This window comes from Labrys okinawensis (assembly GCF_002982075.1).
In the GTDB taxonomy this organism is placed as follows: Bacteria; Pseudomonadota; Alphaproteobacteria; order Rhizobiales; family Labraceae; genus Labrys; species Labrys okinawensis_A.
Map to the genome: position 1 here is coordinate 159,551 of NZ_PUEJ01000007.1, position 16,889 is coordinate 176,439.

Here is a 16,889-nt window from a genome sequence, read left to right on the forward strand (position 1 = left end):
TGAAAGCGCGCACTTTGCTCTAGCCAGCTTGATGGACGGCCCCGGAGGCTTCCCGCGTCTCGCGCGACCGAGCGGGCAGAAGTTGCAGGGCGTTCGTTCTCGCCACGACTTCCGTGCGGCTGCGAGCCTTCAGCCTGCGCAGGATGTTGCGGATGTGCACTCTCACGGTGAACTCGCTCATCCCGAGTTCGCGGGCAATGTCCTTGTTGGAAGAGCCCTTGCGCAATTCGAGGACGATTTCGAGCTGCCTGGGCGTCAGCAGAGCCTGCAGGGGCTGTTTGTGCTCCTTGGGATCGGGCGTGTCGGTTTTCCCTGGGCCCGCCGCCAGCAGGGGCGTGAACAGTCCACCCCGGCGGACGAGGCGGGCCGCAAAGATGACGTTGTCGATCGTCGATTCCAAGGGGACGACACCCCTTGCGCCCTGCTTGAGAAGCGCGATCAGCATGGGCTGGGTGGTGATGTCGGCGAGCACGAGAATGCGGGCTGCAGGTGCTGCCTCGCATATCGCGCCTATGTCCCGGCCGATCGCTGCGATGCTGGGGGAATGCTCCGAAACGATGAGCAGAACGTCGGTGGCACGAAAGGAAGCGGCCGCCCAAGCCTCGACATCCTTGAAGCCTTCCACCGCAAGCGCCGTCTCCGAGGCCATGAGGCAGCGCATCAAGGCCGTGCGGTGGAGGCCGCAGCCGCCGACCAGATCGATGGCGGCCGGAGGTATGTTGGTGCGCCTTCCAGCGCTGCCGCGTTCGGTGAGACCATAGGTGCTGAAGGTCCGTTCAGCCTGCAGGGCATGCAGGCAACGGCCTTCATCCACGCGAACCCCGGTGAGGATTTCTGTCGGCGATAAAGTCATGCGGGCCTTGAAACCATTCTGGTGCTTCCTTCGGCAGATCGGTCCGAAAGTCGGGCTCGCCCCCAAGCCCTCTATCTCGATCGAGGATTGTTTCCTCTTTATCGTGCCATCAAATCTATATCGGCTTTTTTTACTGATTGTTTCTGCCGGTATTATACGTTGGTATTATAGCGCCGTGTGGAACCTGAGATTGCCTGCAGTCGCAGCCAACTGCGCCGTCTCCATCATGGCAGTTTCAGATGGCCTCGGCACCAGGGACGAATTCAACTGGTTTACTCGGGGCACTTGCCGAAGGCTTTCTGCGGCGGCAGAGGTATCGGTAGCATAATGCCAACTGAAGATGAGGCGAGGCCCGGCGAATATCCCGCGACACTTGTAATTCGCCGTGTTTCGACATCCGACGCTGGCCTTGTCGCTGTCGATACAAGTCAGCGAGGCAGAGCGCGATGAACAGGAATGGCACCGCAGATCGGTTCGGCGATCTCTCGCAATGGCGATCGGGATATTTTCCGGGCGAGGCTTCGGGCGGCAAGGTCCTCTCTGGAGCAGAGCGGGTAGGGTCTCACCCATCCGATGGGGCGCAGCAGGCTCTTAAAGTGTAGGGGGCGTCCAACGCCCTCAGGCTCGTGAATCTATCCCGACAGGTGTTGTGGGCGGAAGGCCCCTCGGCCGATCATCAGCCTCGAAAGCAACCGGCAGGCTCAGGACCCGCCGCACATTCGGGAGGATTTAGATGGCCGGCTTCACCCAGCTTTTCGTTCCAGGACCGACCAATGTTCCGGAGGTCGTCCGCCAGGCAATGAACATGCCGATGGAGGACATGCGCGCGCCCGACTATCCGACCTTCACGCGCGGTTTGTTCGCCGACCTGATGAAAGTATTCCGCAACGAGACCGGCCGCGTCTTCATCTTCCCCTCTTCGGGCACGGGTGCCTGGGAATCGGCGATCACCAATACGCTCAGCCCCGGCGACCGCGTGCTGATGGCGCGCTTTGGCCAGTTTTCGCATTTATGGGTCGACATGGCCGAACGCCTCGGCCTCGACGTCGACGTGGTCGATGTCGAATGGGGCACGGGCTGTCCGGTCGAGATCTATGCCGAACGGCTTCTCCAGGACAAGGAGCACCGTATCAAGGCCGTCTTCGTCACGCATAACGAAACGGCCACCGGCGTGACCAGCGATGTCGCCGGCGTGCGCGCCGCTCTCGACGCGGCCAGGCATCCGGCCCTGCTCTTCGCCGACGGCGTCTCCTCGATCGGCTCGATCGATTTCCGCCAGGAGGATTGGGGCGTCGATTGCGCCGTCTCCGGCTCGCAGAAGGGCTTCATGCTGCCGCCTGGCCTCGGCTTCCTGTCGGTCAGCCAGAAGGCTCTCGCAGCCGCCAAGGCGGCCGGGCACAAGCGCTGCTACTTCTCCTTCGAGGATCAGATCCGCGCCAACGACACCGGCTATTTTCCCTATACGCCGGCCGTACAGCTCCTGCGCGGGCTTCGGGTTGCCCTCGATCTCCTGTTTGAAGAAGGCCTCGAGGCTGTCTTCGAGCGTCATAACCGCCTGGCCACAGGCGTGCGCAAGGCGGTGGAGGCCTGGGGGCTGAAGCTCTGCGCCAAGGAGGCCAAATGGAACTCCGACACGGTCAGCGCGGTCCTGGTGCCGGAAGGCATCGATAGCGCCGAAATCGTGCGCCGGGCCCATTACGGCTACCAGACCTCCCTCGGTGTCGGTCTCAACAAGGTTGCCGGCAAAGTGTTTCGTATCGGCCATCTCGGCTGGGTCAACGATGTGATGATGTGCGGTGCGATCTCGGCGGCCGAAATGGCGCTGCGCGATTGCGGCGTGAAGATCCAGCCCGGCTCCGGCGTCGGCGCGGCCCTCGAGCATTACCGCCTGTCGGCCCAGCCGAGCCTGGCCAAGGCCGCCTGAGGCGCAACCTTAACCCTCCCCCTCGATGGGGAGGGGTCGTTCCTTTTGTCAGGGACTGAGTTCGTCCACCCCACCCCGGACTTTCAGGCCGACCCTCTCCATCGAGGGGAGGGCAAAGAGGTCGCCGCCATCTCAAGGGACTCTAGAATGAGCCATACCATCCATCATCTGCGGAAACTGCGCCTGCAGCGCAGCGAACTCGCCGTACCGGGCTCCAATCCGGACATGATCAGCAAGGCCGCCGACGGTGCGGCCGACTATATCTTCCTGGATATCGAGGATGCCGTGGCGCCGCCCGACAAGGAGCGGGCTCGCAAGAACATCATCGAGGCCCTCAACCAGATCGACTGGCGTGCCCGCGGCAAGACCATTTCGGTACGCATCAACGGCCTCGACACGCACTACATGTACCGTGACGTCGTCGACGTGATGGAGCAGGCAGGCGACCGGCTCGACACCATCCTGGTGCCCAAGGTCGGCGTGCCCGCGGATCTCTATATGGTCGAGGCCATGGTCAACCAGATCGAGACCGCCAAGGGCTTCAAGACTCGCGTCGGCCTGGAGGGGCTGATCGAGACCGCGCTCGGCATGGCCAATGTCGAGGCGATCGCCGCCTATGGCGGCCGGCTCGAGGCGCTGCATTTCGGGGTCGCCGACTATGCGGCGAGCTGCAAGGCACGCACCGTCTCGATCGGTGGCCTCAACCCCGATTATCCCGGCGACCAATGGCATGCGGCCCTGTCGCGCATGACGGTGGCCTGCCGGGCCTATGGGCTGCGCGCCATCGACGGTCCCTTCGGCGATTTCTCGGATCCCGAGGCCTATATCGCGGCAGCCAGGCGTGCCGCCGCACTGGGCATCGAAGGCAAATGGGCGATCCACCCCACGCAGATCGCGCTCGCCAATGAGGTGTTCTCGCCGCCTGAAAAGGAAGTGAACCGCGCCCGCCGCATCATCGAGATGCTCCGGGAAGCCGAGGAGCAGGGCAAGGGTGCCGCAGCCCTCGACGGCAAGATGATCGATGCCGCGTCCGAACGCATGGCCCGCAACGTCCTGGTCATGCATGACGCCATCCAACAGTCGACCCAGCCGCGCCCCGGCCTGCCCAACTGACGAGGTTACAGACATGGATATCCATGAATACCAGGCCAAGGAACTGCTCTCGCGCTATTCGGTGCAGATTCCGCGCGGCGGACTTGCCTACAGCCCCGAGCAGGCGACCTATCGCGCCAGCGAGATCGGCGGCGACAAATGGGTGGTCAAGGCCCAGATCCATTCGGGTGCCCGCGGCAAGGCCGGCGGCATCCGCATCTGCAAGTCCGACAGCGAGGTGTCGGAGGCGGCGGAGGCCATGCTCGGGCGCAAGCTGGTGACGCACCAGACCGGGCCCAAGGGCAAGCTGGTTTCGCGCCTCTATGTCGAGGAAACCGTCGACATCCGCCAGGAACTCTATCTCGGCATCGTGCTCGATCGCAAATCCGAGCGCGTGATGATCGTGGCGTCGGCCTCCGGCGGCATGGAGATCGAGGAAATCGCCGAAAAGCAGCCCGATTCCATCATTCGCGCCATCGTCGATCCCGGCGCGGGCATGCAGCAGTTCCAGGCCCGCGAGATCGCCTTCGGCCTGGGGCTCGAAAACAATCTGATCGGCAAGGCGGTCGACACGCTGCTCGGCTGCTACCGCGTCTTCCGCGACTACGACGCCTCGATGCTGGAAATCAACCCGCTGGTCGTCACCCGCGACGGCAACCTGATCGCCCTCGACGCCAAAATGTCCTTCGACGAGAATGCGCTGTTCCGCCGCGCCGAGATTTCGGAACTGCGCGACAAGTCGCAGGAAGACCCGCGCGAGACCTTCGCCTCCGATCGCGGTCTGTCCTATGTCGGGCTCGACGGCAATATCGGCTGCATCATCAACGGTGCGGGCCTGGCCATGGCAACGATGGACATGATCAAGATCGCCGGCGGTGAGCCGGCGAACTTTCTCGACATCGGCGGCGGTGCCTCGCCCGAGCGTGTCGCCAAGGCGTTCCGCGCCGTGCTCGCCGACAAGAATGTCGAGACCATCCTGGTCAACATCTTCGCCGGTATCAATCGCTGCGACTGGGTGGCCGAGGGCGTGGTCAAGGCGATGCGCGAGGTCGGCGTGAACGTGCCCCTGGTGGTGCGCCTGGCCGGCACCAATGTCGAAGAGGGGCGGCGTATCCTCGCCGAATCCGGCGAGAAGGTGATCGTAGCCGACACGCTGGCCGAAGCGGCCGAAAAATCGGTCGAGGCGATGCGCGCCTTTTCCAAATCCAAGAAGCATTGAGGGGGAAGCGAAATGGCAGTTCTGTTGAACCGCAAGACGCGCGTCATCGTCCAGGGCCTGACCGGCAAGATCGGCTCCTTCCACGCCCAGGACATGAAGCGCTACGGCACCAATGTCGTCGGCGGCGTCACCCCCGGCAAGGGCGGGCAGGAGCATAATGGCATTCCGGTCTTCAACACGGTGAAGGGTGCCGTCAGGGAGACGGGCGCCGAAGCCTCGATCGTGTTCGTACCGCCGCCCTTTGCGGCCGATTCCATCATGGAAGCCGCCGATGCCGGCCTCAAATTCTGCGTCTGCATCACCGACGGCATTCCCTCCCAGGACATGATGCGGGTGAAGCGCTATATGCGGCGCTTCCGCTATGAAGAACGCATGCGCCTGATCGGCCCCAACTGCGCCGGCGTGATCACGCCCGGCCAGGCGCTGATGGGCATCATGCCCGGCAACATCTATCTGCCGGGCCGGGTCGGCATCGTCGGCCGCTCGGGTACGCTCGGCTATGAGGCGGCCTCGCAGATGAAGGCCCTCGGCATCGGCGTCTCCACCAGCGTCGGCATCGGCGGCGACCCGATCAACGGCTCGTCCTTCAAGGATATCCTCAAACTGTTCGAGGAAGATCCGGATACCGATGCCGTGGTGATGATCGGCGAGATCGGCGGGCCGCAGGAAGCCGAAGCCGCCGAATGGGCCAAGCATCACATGCGCAAGCCGCTGATCGCCTACATCGCCGGCCTGTCGGCGCCAAAGGGTAAGCGCATGGGCCATGCCGGCGCCATCATCTCCGCCTTCGGTGAGTCGGCGCAGGAAAAGGTCGAGATCCTCCGCGATGCCGGCGTGACCATCGTGCCGACGCCGGCAGCCTTCGGGCCGACGGTCGCCGGCGTGCTGGAGAGCAGGAAGGCGGCCTGAGCGGGCCGACAGGGAGCGCGACCATCGCCGACTCGGCCATGTGCGCGCCTCCTGCGGGACATCGTTCGATGGCGGCCTTCGGGCCATGGCGGGTGGGCGAAGCCGGTCTTCGACCATTGCTTTTGCCGGCTCAATAACGAGTGCGATCCGGTCCACCGCGTCGGATTTCAGCAGCCCTGATGGGGGAAGTGCGATGACACCTCGGATACTGGTAACGCGGCGGTGGCCCGCCTCGGTCGAGCGGGTCCTGGCCGACAGGTTCGATACGACGTTCAACCAGGATGATACGCCGCTGGCCCCGTCACAGTTGAGCGACGCGTTCCGGCAATTCGATGCCGTGCTGCCGACGGTCAGCGATAAGCTGCCTGCCTCGGTTTTTCCCGACAAGGATGTGCGAACCAGGCTCCTGGCCAATTTCGGCGTCGGCTTCAGCCATATCGACATCGATGCGGCACGCGCCCGCGGCATGACCGTGACCAATACCCCTGGTGTGCTCACCGACTGTACTGCCGATATCGCCCTCGCACTGCTGCTCGCGGCGGCGCGCCGGGCAGGGGAGGGAGAGCGTCAATTGCGCGCCGGCGCTTGGACGGGCTGGTGCCCTACCCATATGATCGGCTCCAAGGTGAGCGGCAAGACCATCGGTATCATCGGCATGGGCCGGATCGGCAAGGCAACGGCCAAGCGCGCTCATTTCGGCTTCGATATGAAGGTCGTCTTCTACAACCGCTCGAAAGTCGACGACGAGACGGTCAGAGCCATGGGGGCACGGCAGCTGGCAAGCGTCGAAGAGATGCTGGCCGAGGCGGATTTCGTCTCCCTGCATTGTCCGGGCGGCGCGGAGAACCGGCACCTGATCAATGCGGCCCGGCTGCGGGCGATGAAACCGGGTGCCTTCCTGATCAACACAGCGCGTGGTGACGTGGTCGACCAGGAAGCGCTGATCGCCGCGCTCGAGAGCGGGCAGATCGCAGGCGCCGGCCTCGATGTTTATGATGGGGAACCGGCTGTGCCTGCCGCGCTCCTGCGTCTGGAGAATGTGGTCCTGCTGCCGCATCTCGGCAGCGCCACGGAAGAAACCCGCGTGGCCATGGGCATGCGGGCTGTCGACAACCTCACTGCCTTCTTCGAGGGGCGAGCAGTGCCCGACAAGGTGGCATGAAGCGTTTGGCGGACTGCCGGATCGCCAACTGCGATGCGGCTGACAACGTCCGAGAGTGACCGCCCAGCCTACTGAGCGCCGGGCGTTCTCATGCCGGCGACCACGGCAAGGCGCGGCCGCAACCAGATCAATGTCTGCGGTTCCCCCGCTTCATATGTCATTTAATGCCCGTTCGGCCGTCCAGGTCCGCATCCGATCACCGGCCCCCAAATATCCGTGCTTTGGCCGGGCAGGGCCGTTCCTGTGCAGCGGAGGTTCGGAGCGGGGTTTCGTCGCCTAAGGACAAACTATGTTGCGATTTGCGGACAAAGATTGATTCACTGCGCAGGGGAGAAATGAAACGTGCTTGTCAGCGGCATATAGGCACTGGAATGAAAAAATGTTTCACGATATGAATATTGCGTGAGGCAGGCACTGAATTGTCGTCGCGGCTTGGAACGCCCCGAAACACAGAAGGCCCAAAACAGAAGACGTCGGATCAGGGGTGGCGCGCGCCGCAAATCGGGGGACATATGAACGCCGAGGGGAAAAGCCAGCGTCAGGGCATCGAGGTCGATAGGATGCGGGGAGCTCCGGAAGGCCGGTTCAGGGTGCTGATCGCCGAGCGCAACCCGCTGGTGGTGGCGGCCCTCGGCGAGATGATCAAGAATGACGCCCGCTTCGAGCTGGTCGCCAGTGTGCAGTCCGGCGAGGCTTTCCTGACGGCGGTAGCCGAGCCGAACTTCGACCTGGCCGTTCTGGGCTGGAAACTCTCCGACATGAACGGCGCCGAAGTGTTGGAGGAACTGCGCCAGCGCAGCCTGCACGCACGCATCGTCATCTTCTCGAACGATCATGACATTGCCATTCTCAAGCAATGCGTGCGCCTGGGCGTTCAAGGCTATTGCTATCAGTTCGACGATCCCGCCATCCTGTTCGACACGCTGGTGGCGGTCGCCCATGGCCGGATCTGCATCCCCTATCTGGACGTGTCCAAGATCAACGACACGCCGCTGTCACGCCTCACCACCCGCGAGCGTGAATTGCTTGCCGTGCTCGCGGATGGCTGGACCAATCTGCAGATCGCCGCCCGCACCGGAATCTCGGAAAACACGGTCAAATATCACCTCAAGAATCTCTACGACAAGCTGGAGGTGCGCAACCGGGCGATGGCGGTTGCCCTCTACGCTACCGAAAAGAGCCGGGGCCCTCAGGCCAATTCCTGACACGGGGCGGAAGTTTTGGGCCCACAGGCGCGCCTGCGATTGCCAAGTCTGCAGTCATCGGCCTGTCATGAGGAGAGGGCAGAAGGCCGCGCGTGTGAGGAGAGTAACGCGATGACCATCGAACTTTGGCCCTTTCTGGTTCTACCCCTTGCCGGGCTCGTGGCGGGGGCGGGCATCGTTCGCTTCGTCATCGGACCGGACTGGATGGAATGCCTGCGCCAGTGTCGCGAGCTTCAGCGCCGCTAAAGCGGTTTCCAGAAAGGCTGAGAGGCTTTTCGTTTAGAAAACGCCTCGACTGCGGGCGCCAAACGACTGCACGGAGCGATCATCGAAAGCCCTTCCGGGGTCTCCTTCACCTGCTGAAGGCGCTTGGGAGCGGTGCATTCGGGCAAAGCCCCGATGCAGGACCGGCAAGCGTCAGTTGCCGGCGGGATCCACCACCGATGGCGGTCCGAAGGCGGCTTCGATGACTGCGCCTGCCGCAAGGCACAGGTCTTCGCGAAAGCGCGGCGCAAGCAATTGAACCCCAGTCGGGCTTCGCCCGGTCAATCCGGTAAAGACCGAGAGCCCGGGCAAACCGAGGAACGGCACCCCGATCTGCGGGATCTGAGCCTCCCAGACCCGTTCGAATGCCGCCTGACCCTCGAGGTCCAGATCGTCCTCGAACGGCAGATCGGCCGACACCGGCAGCAATACCACCGGATAGGTCTCCATGAAGAGCTGCCATTGCCGGATCAGGGTGGCACGCCGGGTCAGCGCCTGGGAATAGGAGGCGGGGGTGGTGGAGCGGCCAAGCGCCTGGTGGCCCCGTAAAACGGCGAGCGCGCCCGGATCGCCTTCCTTCTCGGCGGCGGCAAGCTTGGCCTCGTAGCCCTCGCCGATCCAGAGCCGGGTCTGCAGTTCGGCCGCTTCGCGTAGCGGCGGCAGATCCCCGACCTCCTCGACGATCCAGCCGGCGGCCTCCAGATGCCGGGCGGCATCGCGCAATTTGGCGCGGATCGGCTCGCAGGTGCCGATCTTGCCCGGATCGAGGCAAAGAGCGGCCCGCCTTGCAACTTCCGGCCCCGTCAGCGGCGCCGGCGTCCACCACGGATCGCGCGCGTCCCGGCGCGACAGCGCCTTTAGCGCGACCCTGAGATCGTCGATCGAGCGGGCCAAGGGCCCGGATACCGCCGTGATCTGGCCGACAATATCCCGCTCGGGAGACGAGGCGTTATAGGCCGCCACCCGCCCGGGGGAGGGGCGCAGTCCGTGGATGCCGCAGGCATAGGCGGGATAGCGGATCGAGCCGGCGATATCCGTGCCATGCGCGAGAGAACCGATGCCGCTCGCGACCGCCGCGGCCGCGCCGCCTGACGATCCGCCCGGCGTCAGCCTGGGGTCATGGGGGTTCTTCGTATGGCCGTGCAGGCGATTGTTGGTGAACCAGCGATAGGAAAAAGCAGGCGTGTTGGTCCGGCCCAGCAGCATCGCCCCGGCCTCGAGCAAGCTGTCGACGACGGGGCTATTGTCCGCCGCCAGCAGATCCTTCTGCAATGTCACGCCGTTGGTGGTGGCATATCCCCTCTGGTCCACATTGACCTTGACGGTAACGGGGACCCCGGCGAGCGTTCCGGCTTCTTCCCCGTGGGCAATGGCCGCGTCGATCCGGCCCGCCTGCGCCAGGACGTCCTCAGGCCGTATGTCGACCACGGCATTGATCGATGGATTGACGGCAGATAGCCTCTCGAGTGCGGCTGTTGCCACATCATGTGCAGATACCTGCCTGGATTTGACGAGAGCGGCGATTTTCGTCGCGTCCAAGCGCCAGAGTTCGTTCATCGCGGTTTTCCGATTCCCTCGATCATGGCATGAAAGTACAAATAGTGTCGGCTCGATACCCTTGGAGCAAGAAGGATCACGGCATCTCGCTTCGATGGAGGGCGAATTCGCTTTCACGATCGTGGAATAGGCCGCAGCATAATTCGGATGATCGGTTTCAATCACCAATGAGGATCTTGGGTTGAACATGTCGCGTATCGGATTGAAACAGGCCATGGCGTGGCTGTTGCCTTTGCTGTTTGTGAGCCTGATCCTGGCAGCGCAGACGAGCTCTTTTGCCGCAGGGATTACTCCCTTGGCGGAAAAGGTCAGCCATCGTCTGTCCTACATGAAGGATGTCGCGGGGTATAAGGCGCAGAATCACCTGCCGATAGAAGATCCGGTTCAGGAAGCCAAGGTTCTGGACAGCGCCAAGTCAGAGGCCGAGAAACTGGGGCTGGACCCCACCACGGTGGAGCCCTTCATCATCGCCCAGATCAAGGCTGCGAAGGCCGTCGAATATCGCTATCTCGCCGATTGGCTTGCGCAGCCGGAGACAGGGTGGCAGCCGCGCCCGCTCGACAAGGTGAGGCAGGACATCGCGCGGTTGAGCAAGGAGATTCTGGAGCAACTCGCGCGGGACCTCAAGAGCGGACGGTTCACCTCGGATGAGCGCTCCAGCTTCTTCAAGGTGGTTCACGAGCCCAATCTGAAGGAATCGGACAAGCAGCAATTGTTCAGTGCCTTGCTGGCGATAAGGCTGGCGAAGTAGGGCCTAAGGGGCTGCGCGTAGCGGGTCCTCGGATCATGGCAGGATGGGTTGCACCGGCCGAGAGGAGGTGTTGCTACCTCCGTCATAGCGCGGAGCTGGCGGCTCGCCCGGCTTCCCGTCCAGTCGCGATCAGCCGCGCGGCGAGGGCCGTGGCTTCCTCGGAAGAGGCGGCGATTTCCATGGCGATCCCGAAGGCCTTGGTGGCCATCGCGGTCTGGGCTCGAAGCGCTACGCGCTTCAGGCGATCGGGCTCGATGGCGATCAGGGACAGGCAGAGCCTGCCGAGAACCTGCTTGTTCGCCTTGAGCCAGATACCCCTGCGCTTGCGATCCTCATGAGTTTCTTCCGCATGGCCGGCGGGAAAGACCACGACGAAGGGCTGGTCTTGCGCAAGGAGTGCCTCCATCTCGCGCATCCAGCGCCCGGCATAGCCCGGGACGATGGCCTCGGGCCGGGACCGAATGATCGGAAAGCCGGAAACGTCGTGGACGATGAAGGCTTGGTGGTCGAATGGCATAGGCGATCCTCGGTTCGTAGTCAGATGGCGGCGCCTTCGCCGAAAAGGCGGTGTGCACCCTGCAGGGAGGCCGCGATCGCCCTATTGGCCCGCCGGCGCAGATCGTCTTCATAGGCGGCAATCGCTGTCGCAAGTGTCGACTTGCCGATAGCGGCCATGCTCAGCCAGGTGGCGAGATGCGCCGCATCATCGAGCGCCGTGTTGGCACCGACGCCACCGGCCGGGCTCATCGCGTGGATCGCGTCTCCCAGCATGGTCACGCAGCTTGGCGTCCACGCAGGCAGGGCGTCGGCACTGCGTATCGCGAGCGCAGCGATGGTCGATCGGTCAGCCTCGGCAAACAGGGCACGCAAGCCACCGGTCCAAGAACGGGCGAGGTACTGGACCCGAGCCGCCAGTGCCTCCCCATCCGCCTCGCGCAAGGCCGCCTCGTCCAGTCCCAGGCTCGTCCGCCGGCCAATGACGGCCCAGTAGAGATAATCCGCGATAGGCGTGAGCCCCGCCGCAGCCAGCGGGAAGCGAAAGGTCATGGCATCGACGATCACCGCGAAGTCATCGGCGAAGATCACCGACGTACCGTCCAAGAGCGTGTCGGCAACCTGACCGTCGGAGGGGGGAAGGGATTTGCCGTAGATGCAAACGGCACCGGTCTCCTTCGGTGCCAGCAGCGGCAAGCACTGGCGACGTACGGTGGAATTCACGCCGTCGGCGGCGACGAGGATGTCGGCTTCGCACGCCGTGCCATCTTCGAATCCTATTGTAACCACGCCCTCATTTCGTGCGTCGAAGCGGCGAAAGGCCTTGCCGAAGTGGACGCGGTCCTCGATGCCGCACAGGAGAATTTCCCGAAGGGTGAGACGGTTGGCGCTGAGATCGCCATCGCCTGATGGGTCTGCGCCCACCGCCGAGGGGCGCCAGTTGCCAGAAGGTCGACCTTCGACCCGCCCGAGTTGGGTATCGAGAAAACGTCCATCCGAGTGGGAGACGGCACAGGTCTGGCGAAAAAGCTGGTTCAATTCGGGTGTCAGGCAGGCTGCCAGCGCCTGCTGGCCCGTCGCGTCGATTCTGATCCTGTAGCCCTGCGTCCTGCTGTCCGCCGCCTCGTCCCTTTCATAGACATCAAACGAGATGCCCTGTTGTCTCAGTCCCTGGGCTAGGCAGAGGCCGCCCAGCCCTGCACCGATGATAACGACATGAAGGGGCTGACGGGTCATGCAAAGCCTGTTCCGAGGCAGGGCGCCCGCGACCATGACCGCGTACCTGCCCTCATTCCTGTTTCGATGCGTCTTTGCGGTTCATGGCGATTTCGCTCGGCCGGAAGACGCTCCTGCGTGAAGGTGACCAAGGCTAGAGCGGCGCGTGAAATCCTGATAACGACATCTGGCCAAACAATAGTGAGAAGTGGCCAAGATGGTGCCTGATCTTCAGGGCATGGACTTCATAGAGCGGTCGGACGGGCCGCCGCTGGTTGCGATATGGGGTGGCGAGGAGCCGGAAAGCCGATATCGTCTGGGTACCCGTGAATATGATTGGCACAGCCACGTGCGCGGCCAGGTCTTTTGCGTCGAGAGTGGGCTCGTCCATGTCCGCACGTCGCACGGGTCATGGCTGCTGCCGCCTCATCGTGCCGGGTGGATACCGCCGGGGGAGCATCATTGGGCCAGTGTCAGCGGTGCCACCAGCGGTTGGAGCGTCGTCGTGGCCCCTGAGGAGGCCCGGCAATTGCCGGGTCTACCCTGCGTCTTCGGCATCAGCGAGTTGATGCGAGCGCTGGTTCGGCGCGCTGTTTCCTGGACGATGCAGCCATCGCTGTTCCCGGAGCAGCAGCGCATCATGCAGGTTCTGCTCGATGAGATTGCACGCGCGCCGCACGAGCCGCTCCATCTGCCCATGCCATCCGACCCGCGGCTGGCGCGTATCGCTCGGGCTGTCCTGAGTGAGCCGGGCAGCACCCGCACATTGGAGCAATGGGCGTCGTTGGGGGCGGTCTCTGCGCGGACGCTGCGCCGGCTGATGCAGGCCGAAACCGGCCTCAGTTTCGCAGCGTGGCGCCAGCAGGTCCGACTGACCCATGCCCTCGAAATGCTTGCTGGCGGGGAGCCGGTCGCCGCTATCGCTGACGCGCTGAACTATGCCTCTCCCAGCAATTTCATTGCGATGTTCCGGCGTGCCTTCGGCGAATCGCCGGCGCGCTATTTCTCGGGACGCGGACCGCGGGATTTCGAGAAGAGCGGCTAGGACATTTCAAGAAAGGCGGATGGAATGTGCGATCGAGAAAACGTGCCGGCACGGCCTCAGGAAGCCGTACCGGGCGATTTTAGCTCTCCGACGGAAGCGACCGGGTTTCAGGCCGGCTGGCGCCAATGGCGGTCCGACTGCCACCTCGGCTTGAAGTGCTGACACCAATTGCCGGCACTTGGCGTCCAGTGCTTGGGCAGGCGACCGGCGCGGGCGCAATCGGTGGCGCTGTAGGGAATGCCGCGTTCCGTCGCGCAGGCACTCAGTCCGATTGCCAGGCTGGCGGCCATCGTGGCCAGAATCAGTTTCGCGCGCATGGACAGTCCCTCACTTTCACGACGTGCCGGTGAACCTGAACTGGACGCCCGGGGCCGTCAAGTCGGTCGGCGCCAACAGCGTGGCCGCCGCTCATGATTGGCCTATCCGGCCTGGGATTGCGCGCGCGTAGCGAAGAAATAGTCGCCCGGAAACCTCTGGCATATCGCCTCATAGAGCTTCAAATCATAGCTCAGCCGGGGGCGGAGGCGCTCGGCGACCTCGTTTCTGTCGAGCGCCGCCATCTCGTTCGATACCGGCGTGACATTGTCGACACGATGCGGCAGTTCCTTGCCGAGATAGAAGCTGATTGCTTCCAGGCTTTGCCTGTAGTTTTCGACCGTGCCGATATAGGCAAATTCGCTGTCGACGTTCTTCAGCGCCTTCTCGAACTGGGCCGGGCCGACTTTCTGCTGGTCAGCATATCCGGCCAGGTATCGTGTGCTGTAATTATCGAATGTCACGTCATCCACATTGTCGAACGCGTCGAATATCGATGAACGGGCAGTGATCCTCGTATCCTTGACGACATATTTCATGTAGAGGTAACATGAAATGGCATGGTCGACGGGGTCTCTCACAATGGAGATATATTTGTAGTCCCTGCCGGAATGCTTATGAAGGCCATACATATAGTGACCGAATACGATGTCTACATCGTCGAGGGCCTGATTGCTGAAGGTCGCGATTTGATCTTCATGCAGGCAGGGATACTCATGATAGACCTGTAGCAGATTGATATCCGGATCGCTTTGCAGGGCTCGCCGGGTGCTGGTTCCCGCCGTCTTGGGAATGTGCATGAAATAGACGGCGGGCCGCGTCGAACGCGCGCGCGGATCGTAACGGTGATAGCGGCGCTGGACCACGATGCCGTTGACAGCAACCTCGATCAGGATGGTGCCGAGCTCGCCGATCAGGTGTTTGCGTGGCTCGAAATAGACATTCCATCCGAGCGCATGCGGCCGATTGGTCGCGGCGGGAACGTCGGGCCGCTCGCAGGTCTCGACATAACCAAGCTTCTGCCGATTGACGAAAACCGAAAGTGAATCGATGGGCCGGTGCGATGACACCCACCCTTCTATTTGGGTAATTCTATCGCGCAGCGGGTTTTTGAATTCCGTATCGATATACGCAATTGCAGAATTATCCGTCATTGTTTCCATCTGGATCGTGTTTGGCCAACTCAGTTTGGGAAAGCCCTATTTTGGACATATTTCCTACATGTTTGTTCACGTTGTGCAAAGGAGAAATGAAGAAACGCGCAGCCTTTCCCGTTGAATTGGAATGCTATGCTTGCAATCTGGCTGTGCGTGCCGCCGCCGTCCGTTAATGGTAACGAAGACAGGTGGCGCAGCTGATGGAGCTGAGTCTCGTCGGGACGGGATTGCCTCAAAGGCTATCCCATTGAACTCATGCGAAAATTTGGGCCCAAGCATGCCCGAGGCGAATGTTCCCTGAAAGACCCCGGCATTTTTGACGGGTGGACTTATGGGCGCCCTGCCGTAAGATCTTACCCAAGCTAGCAGGGGCGCCAAGGCTAGCGAATGCGTTGCGGAGGTTGTGGGTGTTCTTCTGCCGGGCGGTGCTTCACGTAGCATCCAAGAGTAGATTTCACCTGTGAGAACTCGACGTTGATGAATTCAGGACCGGAGGAATGGAGTTGCAGGCTCGTTCCTCCGTTTTCTTTTGCGGGCCCCCGCCACCCGATTGCCTGATACCGGTGCGGTCGGCCTTTTCACCAGGTGCCGTGACGTCTTTGCGACTGCACGTCCCGCATCAGCTCCCGCCGGCTGTCATGTCGCGGCCTTCGGAACCGGCGCGGTGGGCATTGCAGGCGCCGGTCAGCAGAAAGGGTTGTAGACTTCGGGGTTGAACCGGCGGATCTCGCGCAGGGTGCGATAGAGCGGCGTCGATTTGGAGACGATGTAACGCGGGCTCGCCGCGCCGCCGAAGCCGGAGAAAAGCAGCATCGAGCCTGAATTGACCACGCCGTCGAAGTCGAAGGTCAGGCCCCGCGCAACCGCCTTCTGGATGGCATGCCAGAGCAGGAGAGGAATGGCGCCGTTGGCGCTGTCGGCCGCGCGGGTCGACATCAGGTAATAATAGGCTTGGCTGTCCCAGGCGCAGAAGATGGCGGCCTTGGCCACGCCGCCATGCCGGGCCACCAGGAAGTGGCCGCGTTTGCGTTCCAGACTGGCCGCCGTGACCGCTCGGCAAGCCGCAAAATCGACATTGGCGCTCTCGTTTCGCGCTTCCAGATTGGCGCTGGCGAAGCCGAAGAATTCTTCCGGATCCATGTCCTGCGAGACGAGATGATGCTCCTCGGCCCGGCGGATCACATTGCGCGTCTTGTCGCGCATGCCGCGCCAGAGCTGTTGCTGTTCTGCTGGCTGGATCTCGAAGGTGAACTGCACCGAGACCTCGTAATTCTCGGCTTGGAAAGCGAGTGCATCTGAAATGCCCGCATGCATTTTCTGGCGGAAGGAGGCGATTGCCGGCAGCTTGCGCAGGAGCTCGCGGATGATCCCCTGCGTCTTCAGGAAGCGGTTGGGTTTCGATCCCTGGGGTTCGACGATACCGGGGCCGAGGAAATGCGTCATCGGCGGCATGTTGGCGCTCTGCAGGCCAAGGCGCGATTCCAGGACATAGGGCAAGCGTCCGACGGTGCGCCCTCCCTCCTCATGCTCCACGAACTCGACTTTCCCTTGCGTGGCCGCGTCCAGCCACCACTCCTCATGGAAGACGGTGGGGATCAACGGGTCGACAACGATGTCTGACGTCGGTTTTTCCAACACGCTGCAGATGATCCAGTATGATTGAAATAATTATTGAATAATCATGTCTCACCGGATCGTTTACAGAATGTTTCAGTTGATGGTCAAG

General features: G+C 62.6%; 16 protein-coding genes. 9 read left to right on the plus strand and 7 right to left on the minus strand.

Annotation, left to right across the window (positions count from 1 at the left end; all coding sequences use genetic code 11):
- Positions 1 to 19: 19 nt before the first annotated feature.
- Positions 20 to 853: a response regulator transcription factor gene (locus C5L14_RS19885; protein WP_105863810.1), complete on the minus strand. Its 834-nt coding sequence runs from the start codon at positions 851 to 853 to the stop codon at positions 20 to 22.
- 733 nt (positions 854 to 1,586) lie between these two features.
- On the opposite strand from C5L14_RS19885, the gene C5L14_RS19890 reads away from it, so the two are divergent.
- The 7 genes from C5L14_RS19890 (at position 1,587) to C5L14_RS30840 (ending at position 8,610) form a co-directional block, all read left to right on the plus strand.
- Positions 1,587 to 2,777, plus strand: coding sequence for an aminotransferase class V-fold PLP-dependent enzyme (locus C5L14_RS19890; RefSeq protein WP_105863811.1), 1,191 nt, complete (start codon positions 1,587 to 1,589; stop codon positions 2,775 to 2,777).
- 147 nt (positions 2,778 to 2,924) lie between these two features.
- Positions 2,925 to 3,890 (plus strand): HpcH/HpaI aldolase/citrate lyase family protein, encoded by a 966-nt coding sequence (locus C5L14_RS19895; protein ID WP_105863812.1) that lies wholly within the window; start codon positions 2,925 to 2,927, stop codon positions 3,888 to 3,890.
- A 13-nt stretch (positions 3,891 to 3,903) separates the two neighbouring features.
- The gene (locus C5L14_RS19900) at positions 3,904 to 5,088 is read left to right on the plus strand and encodes a malate--CoA ligase subunit beta (protein ID WP_105863813.1); all 1,185 of its coding nucleotides are present in this window, start codon (positions 3,904 to 3,906) and stop codon (positions 5,086 to 5,088) included.
- A gap of 12 nt (positions 5,089 to 5,100) precedes the next feature.
- Entirely contained in the window at positions 5,101 to 5,997 is an 897-nt protein-coding gene (gene sucD, locus C5L14_RS19905) for a succinate--CoA ligase subunit alpha (protein WP_105863814.1), read from the plus strand.
- 193 nt (positions 5,998 to 6,190) lie between these two features.
- A complete protein-coding gene (locus C5L14_RS19910) occupies positions 6,191 to 7,159 on the plus strand; it encodes a 2-hydroxyacid dehydrogenase (RefSeq protein ID WP_105863815.1) in 969 nt (322 codons plus the stop codon).
- A gap of 560 nt (positions 7,160 to 7,719) precedes the next feature.
- Entirely contained in the window at positions 7,720 to 8,364 is a 645-nt protein-coding gene (locus C5L14_RS19915; RefSeq protein WP_105863945.1) for a LuxR C-terminal-related transcriptional regulator, read from the plus strand.
- Between the two features lie 111 nt (positions 8,365 to 8,475).
- Positions 8,476 to 8,610: a hypothetical protein gene (locus C5L14_RS30840; RefSeq protein WP_280870591.1), complete on the plus strand. Its 135-nt coding sequence runs from the start codon at positions 8,476 to 8,478 to the stop codon at positions 8,608 to 8,610.
- A gap of 171 nt (positions 8,611 to 8,781) precedes the next feature.
- Here the strand turns inward: C5L14_RS30840 and C5L14_RS19920 are convergent, their stop codons facing one another.
- A complete protein-coding gene (locus C5L14_RS19920; RefSeq protein ID WP_105863816.1) occupies positions 8,782 to 10,185 on the minus strand; it encodes an amidase family protein in 1,404 nt (467 codons plus the stop codon).
- A 202-nt stretch (positions 10,186 to 10,387) separates the two neighbouring features.
- Between C5L14_RS19920 and C5L14_RS19925 the strand changes: the two genes are divergently transcribed.
- Entirely contained in the window at positions 10,388 to 10,936 is a 549-nt protein-coding gene (locus tag C5L14_RS19925) for a chorismate mutase (RefSeq protein ID WP_210203266.1), read from the plus strand.
- Between the two features lie 82 nt (positions 10,937 to 11,018).
- Here the strand turns inward: C5L14_RS19925 and C5L14_RS19930 are convergent, their stop codons facing one another.
- Both C5L14_RS19930 and C5L14_RS19935 read right to left on the minus strand, forming a co-directional pair.
- Complete coding sequence (locus C5L14_RS19930; protein WP_105863817.1) at positions 11,019 to 11,453, minus strand: hypothetical protein; 435 nt, start codon at positions 11,451 to 11,453, stop codon at positions 11,019 to 11,021.
- Positions 11,454 to 11,473: 20 nt separating this feature from the next.
- The gene (locus tag C5L14_RS19935; RefSeq protein WP_105863947.1) at positions 11,474 to 12,667 is read right to left on the minus strand and encodes an FAD-dependent oxidoreductase; all 1,194 of its coding nucleotides are present in this window, start codon (positions 12,665 to 12,667) and stop codon (positions 11,474 to 11,476) included.
- A 196-nt stretch (positions 12,668 to 12,863) separates the two neighbouring features.
- On the opposite strand from C5L14_RS19935, the gene C5L14_RS19940 reads away from it, so the two are divergent.
- Complete coding sequence (locus tag C5L14_RS19940; protein WP_105863818.1) at positions 12,864 to 13,691, plus strand: AraC family transcriptional regulator; 828 nt, start codon at positions 12,864 to 12,866, stop codon at positions 13,689 to 13,691.
- 107 nt (positions 13,692 to 13,798) lie between these two features.
- On the opposite strand, the gene C5L14_RS19945 is transcribed toward C5L14_RS19940, so the two are convergent.
- The 3 genes from C5L14_RS19945 to C5L14_RS19955 all read right to left on the minus strand — a co-directional run bounded on the left by C5L14_RS19945 (position 13,799) and on the right by C5L14_RS19955 (position 16,801).
- Positions 13,799 to 14,008, minus strand: coding sequence for a hypothetical protein (locus tag C5L14_RS19945; protein ID WP_105863819.1), 210 nt, complete (start codon positions 14,006 to 14,008; stop codon positions 13,799 to 13,801).
- Between the two features lie 102 nt (positions 14,009 to 14,110).
- On the minus strand, positions 14,111 to 15,160 hold the full coding sequence (locus tag C5L14_RS19950; RefSeq protein WP_181161256.1) for a sulfotransferase family 2 domain-containing protein: 1,050 nt from the start codon (positions 15,158 to 15,160) through the stop codon (positions 14,111 to 14,113).
- A 687-nt stretch (positions 15,161 to 15,847) separates the two neighbouring features.
- Positions 15,848 to 16,801, minus strand: coding sequence for a GNAT family N-acetyltransferase (locus C5L14_RS19955; protein WP_245443442.1), 954 nt, complete (start codon positions 16,799 to 16,801; stop codon positions 15,848 to 15,850).
- Between the last annotated feature and the right edge of the window lie 88 nt (positions 16,802 to 16,889).

Bases quoted from the DNA above. Each gene is read 5' to 3' on its own strand.
- C5L14_RS19940 (WP_105863818.1), top strand. From the start codon at position 12,864: ATGGTGCCTGATCTTCAGGGCATGGACTTCATAGAGCGGTCGGACGGG.
- C5L14_RS19890 (WP_105863811.1), top strand. From the start codon at position 1,587: ATGGCCGGCTTCACCCAGCTTTTCGTTCCAGGACCGACCAATGTTCCG.
- C5L14_RS19895 (WP_105863812.1), top strand. From the start codon at position 2,925: ATGAGCCATACCATCCATCATCTGCGGAAACTGCGCCTGCAGCGCAGC.
- C5L14_RS19900 (WP_105863813.1), top strand. From the start codon at position 3,904: ATGGATATCCATGAATACCAGGCCAAGGAACTGCTCTCGCGCTATTCG.
- C5L14_RS19930 (WP_105863817.1), bottom strand. From the start codon at position 11,453: ATGCCATTCGACCACCAAGCCTTCATCGTCCACGACGTTTCCGGCTTT.
- C5L14_RS19910 (WP_105863815.1), top strand. From the start codon at position 6,191: ATGACACCTCGGATACTGGTAACGCGGCGGTGGCCCGCCTCGGTCGAG.
- C5L14_RS19915 (WP_105863945.1), top strand. From the start codon at position 7,720: ATGCGGGGAGCTCCGGAAGGCCGGTTCAGGGTGCTGATCGCCGAGCGC.
- sucD (WP_105863814.1), top strand. From the start codon at position 5,101: ATGGCAGTTCTGTTGAACCGCAAGACGCGCGTCATCGTCCAGGGCCTG.
- C5L14_RS19950 (WP_181161256.1), bottom strand. From the start codon at position 15,160: ATGACGGATAATTCTGCAATTGCGTATATCGATACGGAATTCAAAAAC.
- C5L14_RS19935 (WP_105863947.1), bottom strand. From the start codon at position 12,667: ATGACCCGTCAGCCCCTTCATGTCGTTATCATCGGTGCAGGGCTGGGC.
- C5L14_RS19945 (WP_105863819.1), bottom strand. From the start codon at position 14,008: ATGCGCGCGAAACTGATTCTGGCCACGATGGCCGCCAGCCTGGCAATC.
- C5L14_RS30840 (WP_280870591.1), top strand. From the start codon at position 8,476: ATGACCATCGAACTTTGGCCCTTTCTGGTTCTACCCCTTGCCGGGCTC.
- C5L14_RS19885 (WP_105863810.1), bottom strand. From the start codon at position 853: ATGACTTTATCGCCGACAGAAATCCTCACCGGGGTTCGCGTGGATGAA.
- C5L14_RS19920 (WP_105863816.1), bottom strand. From the start codon at position 10,185: ATGAACGAACTCTGGCGCTTGGACGCGACGAAAATCGCCGCTCTCGTC.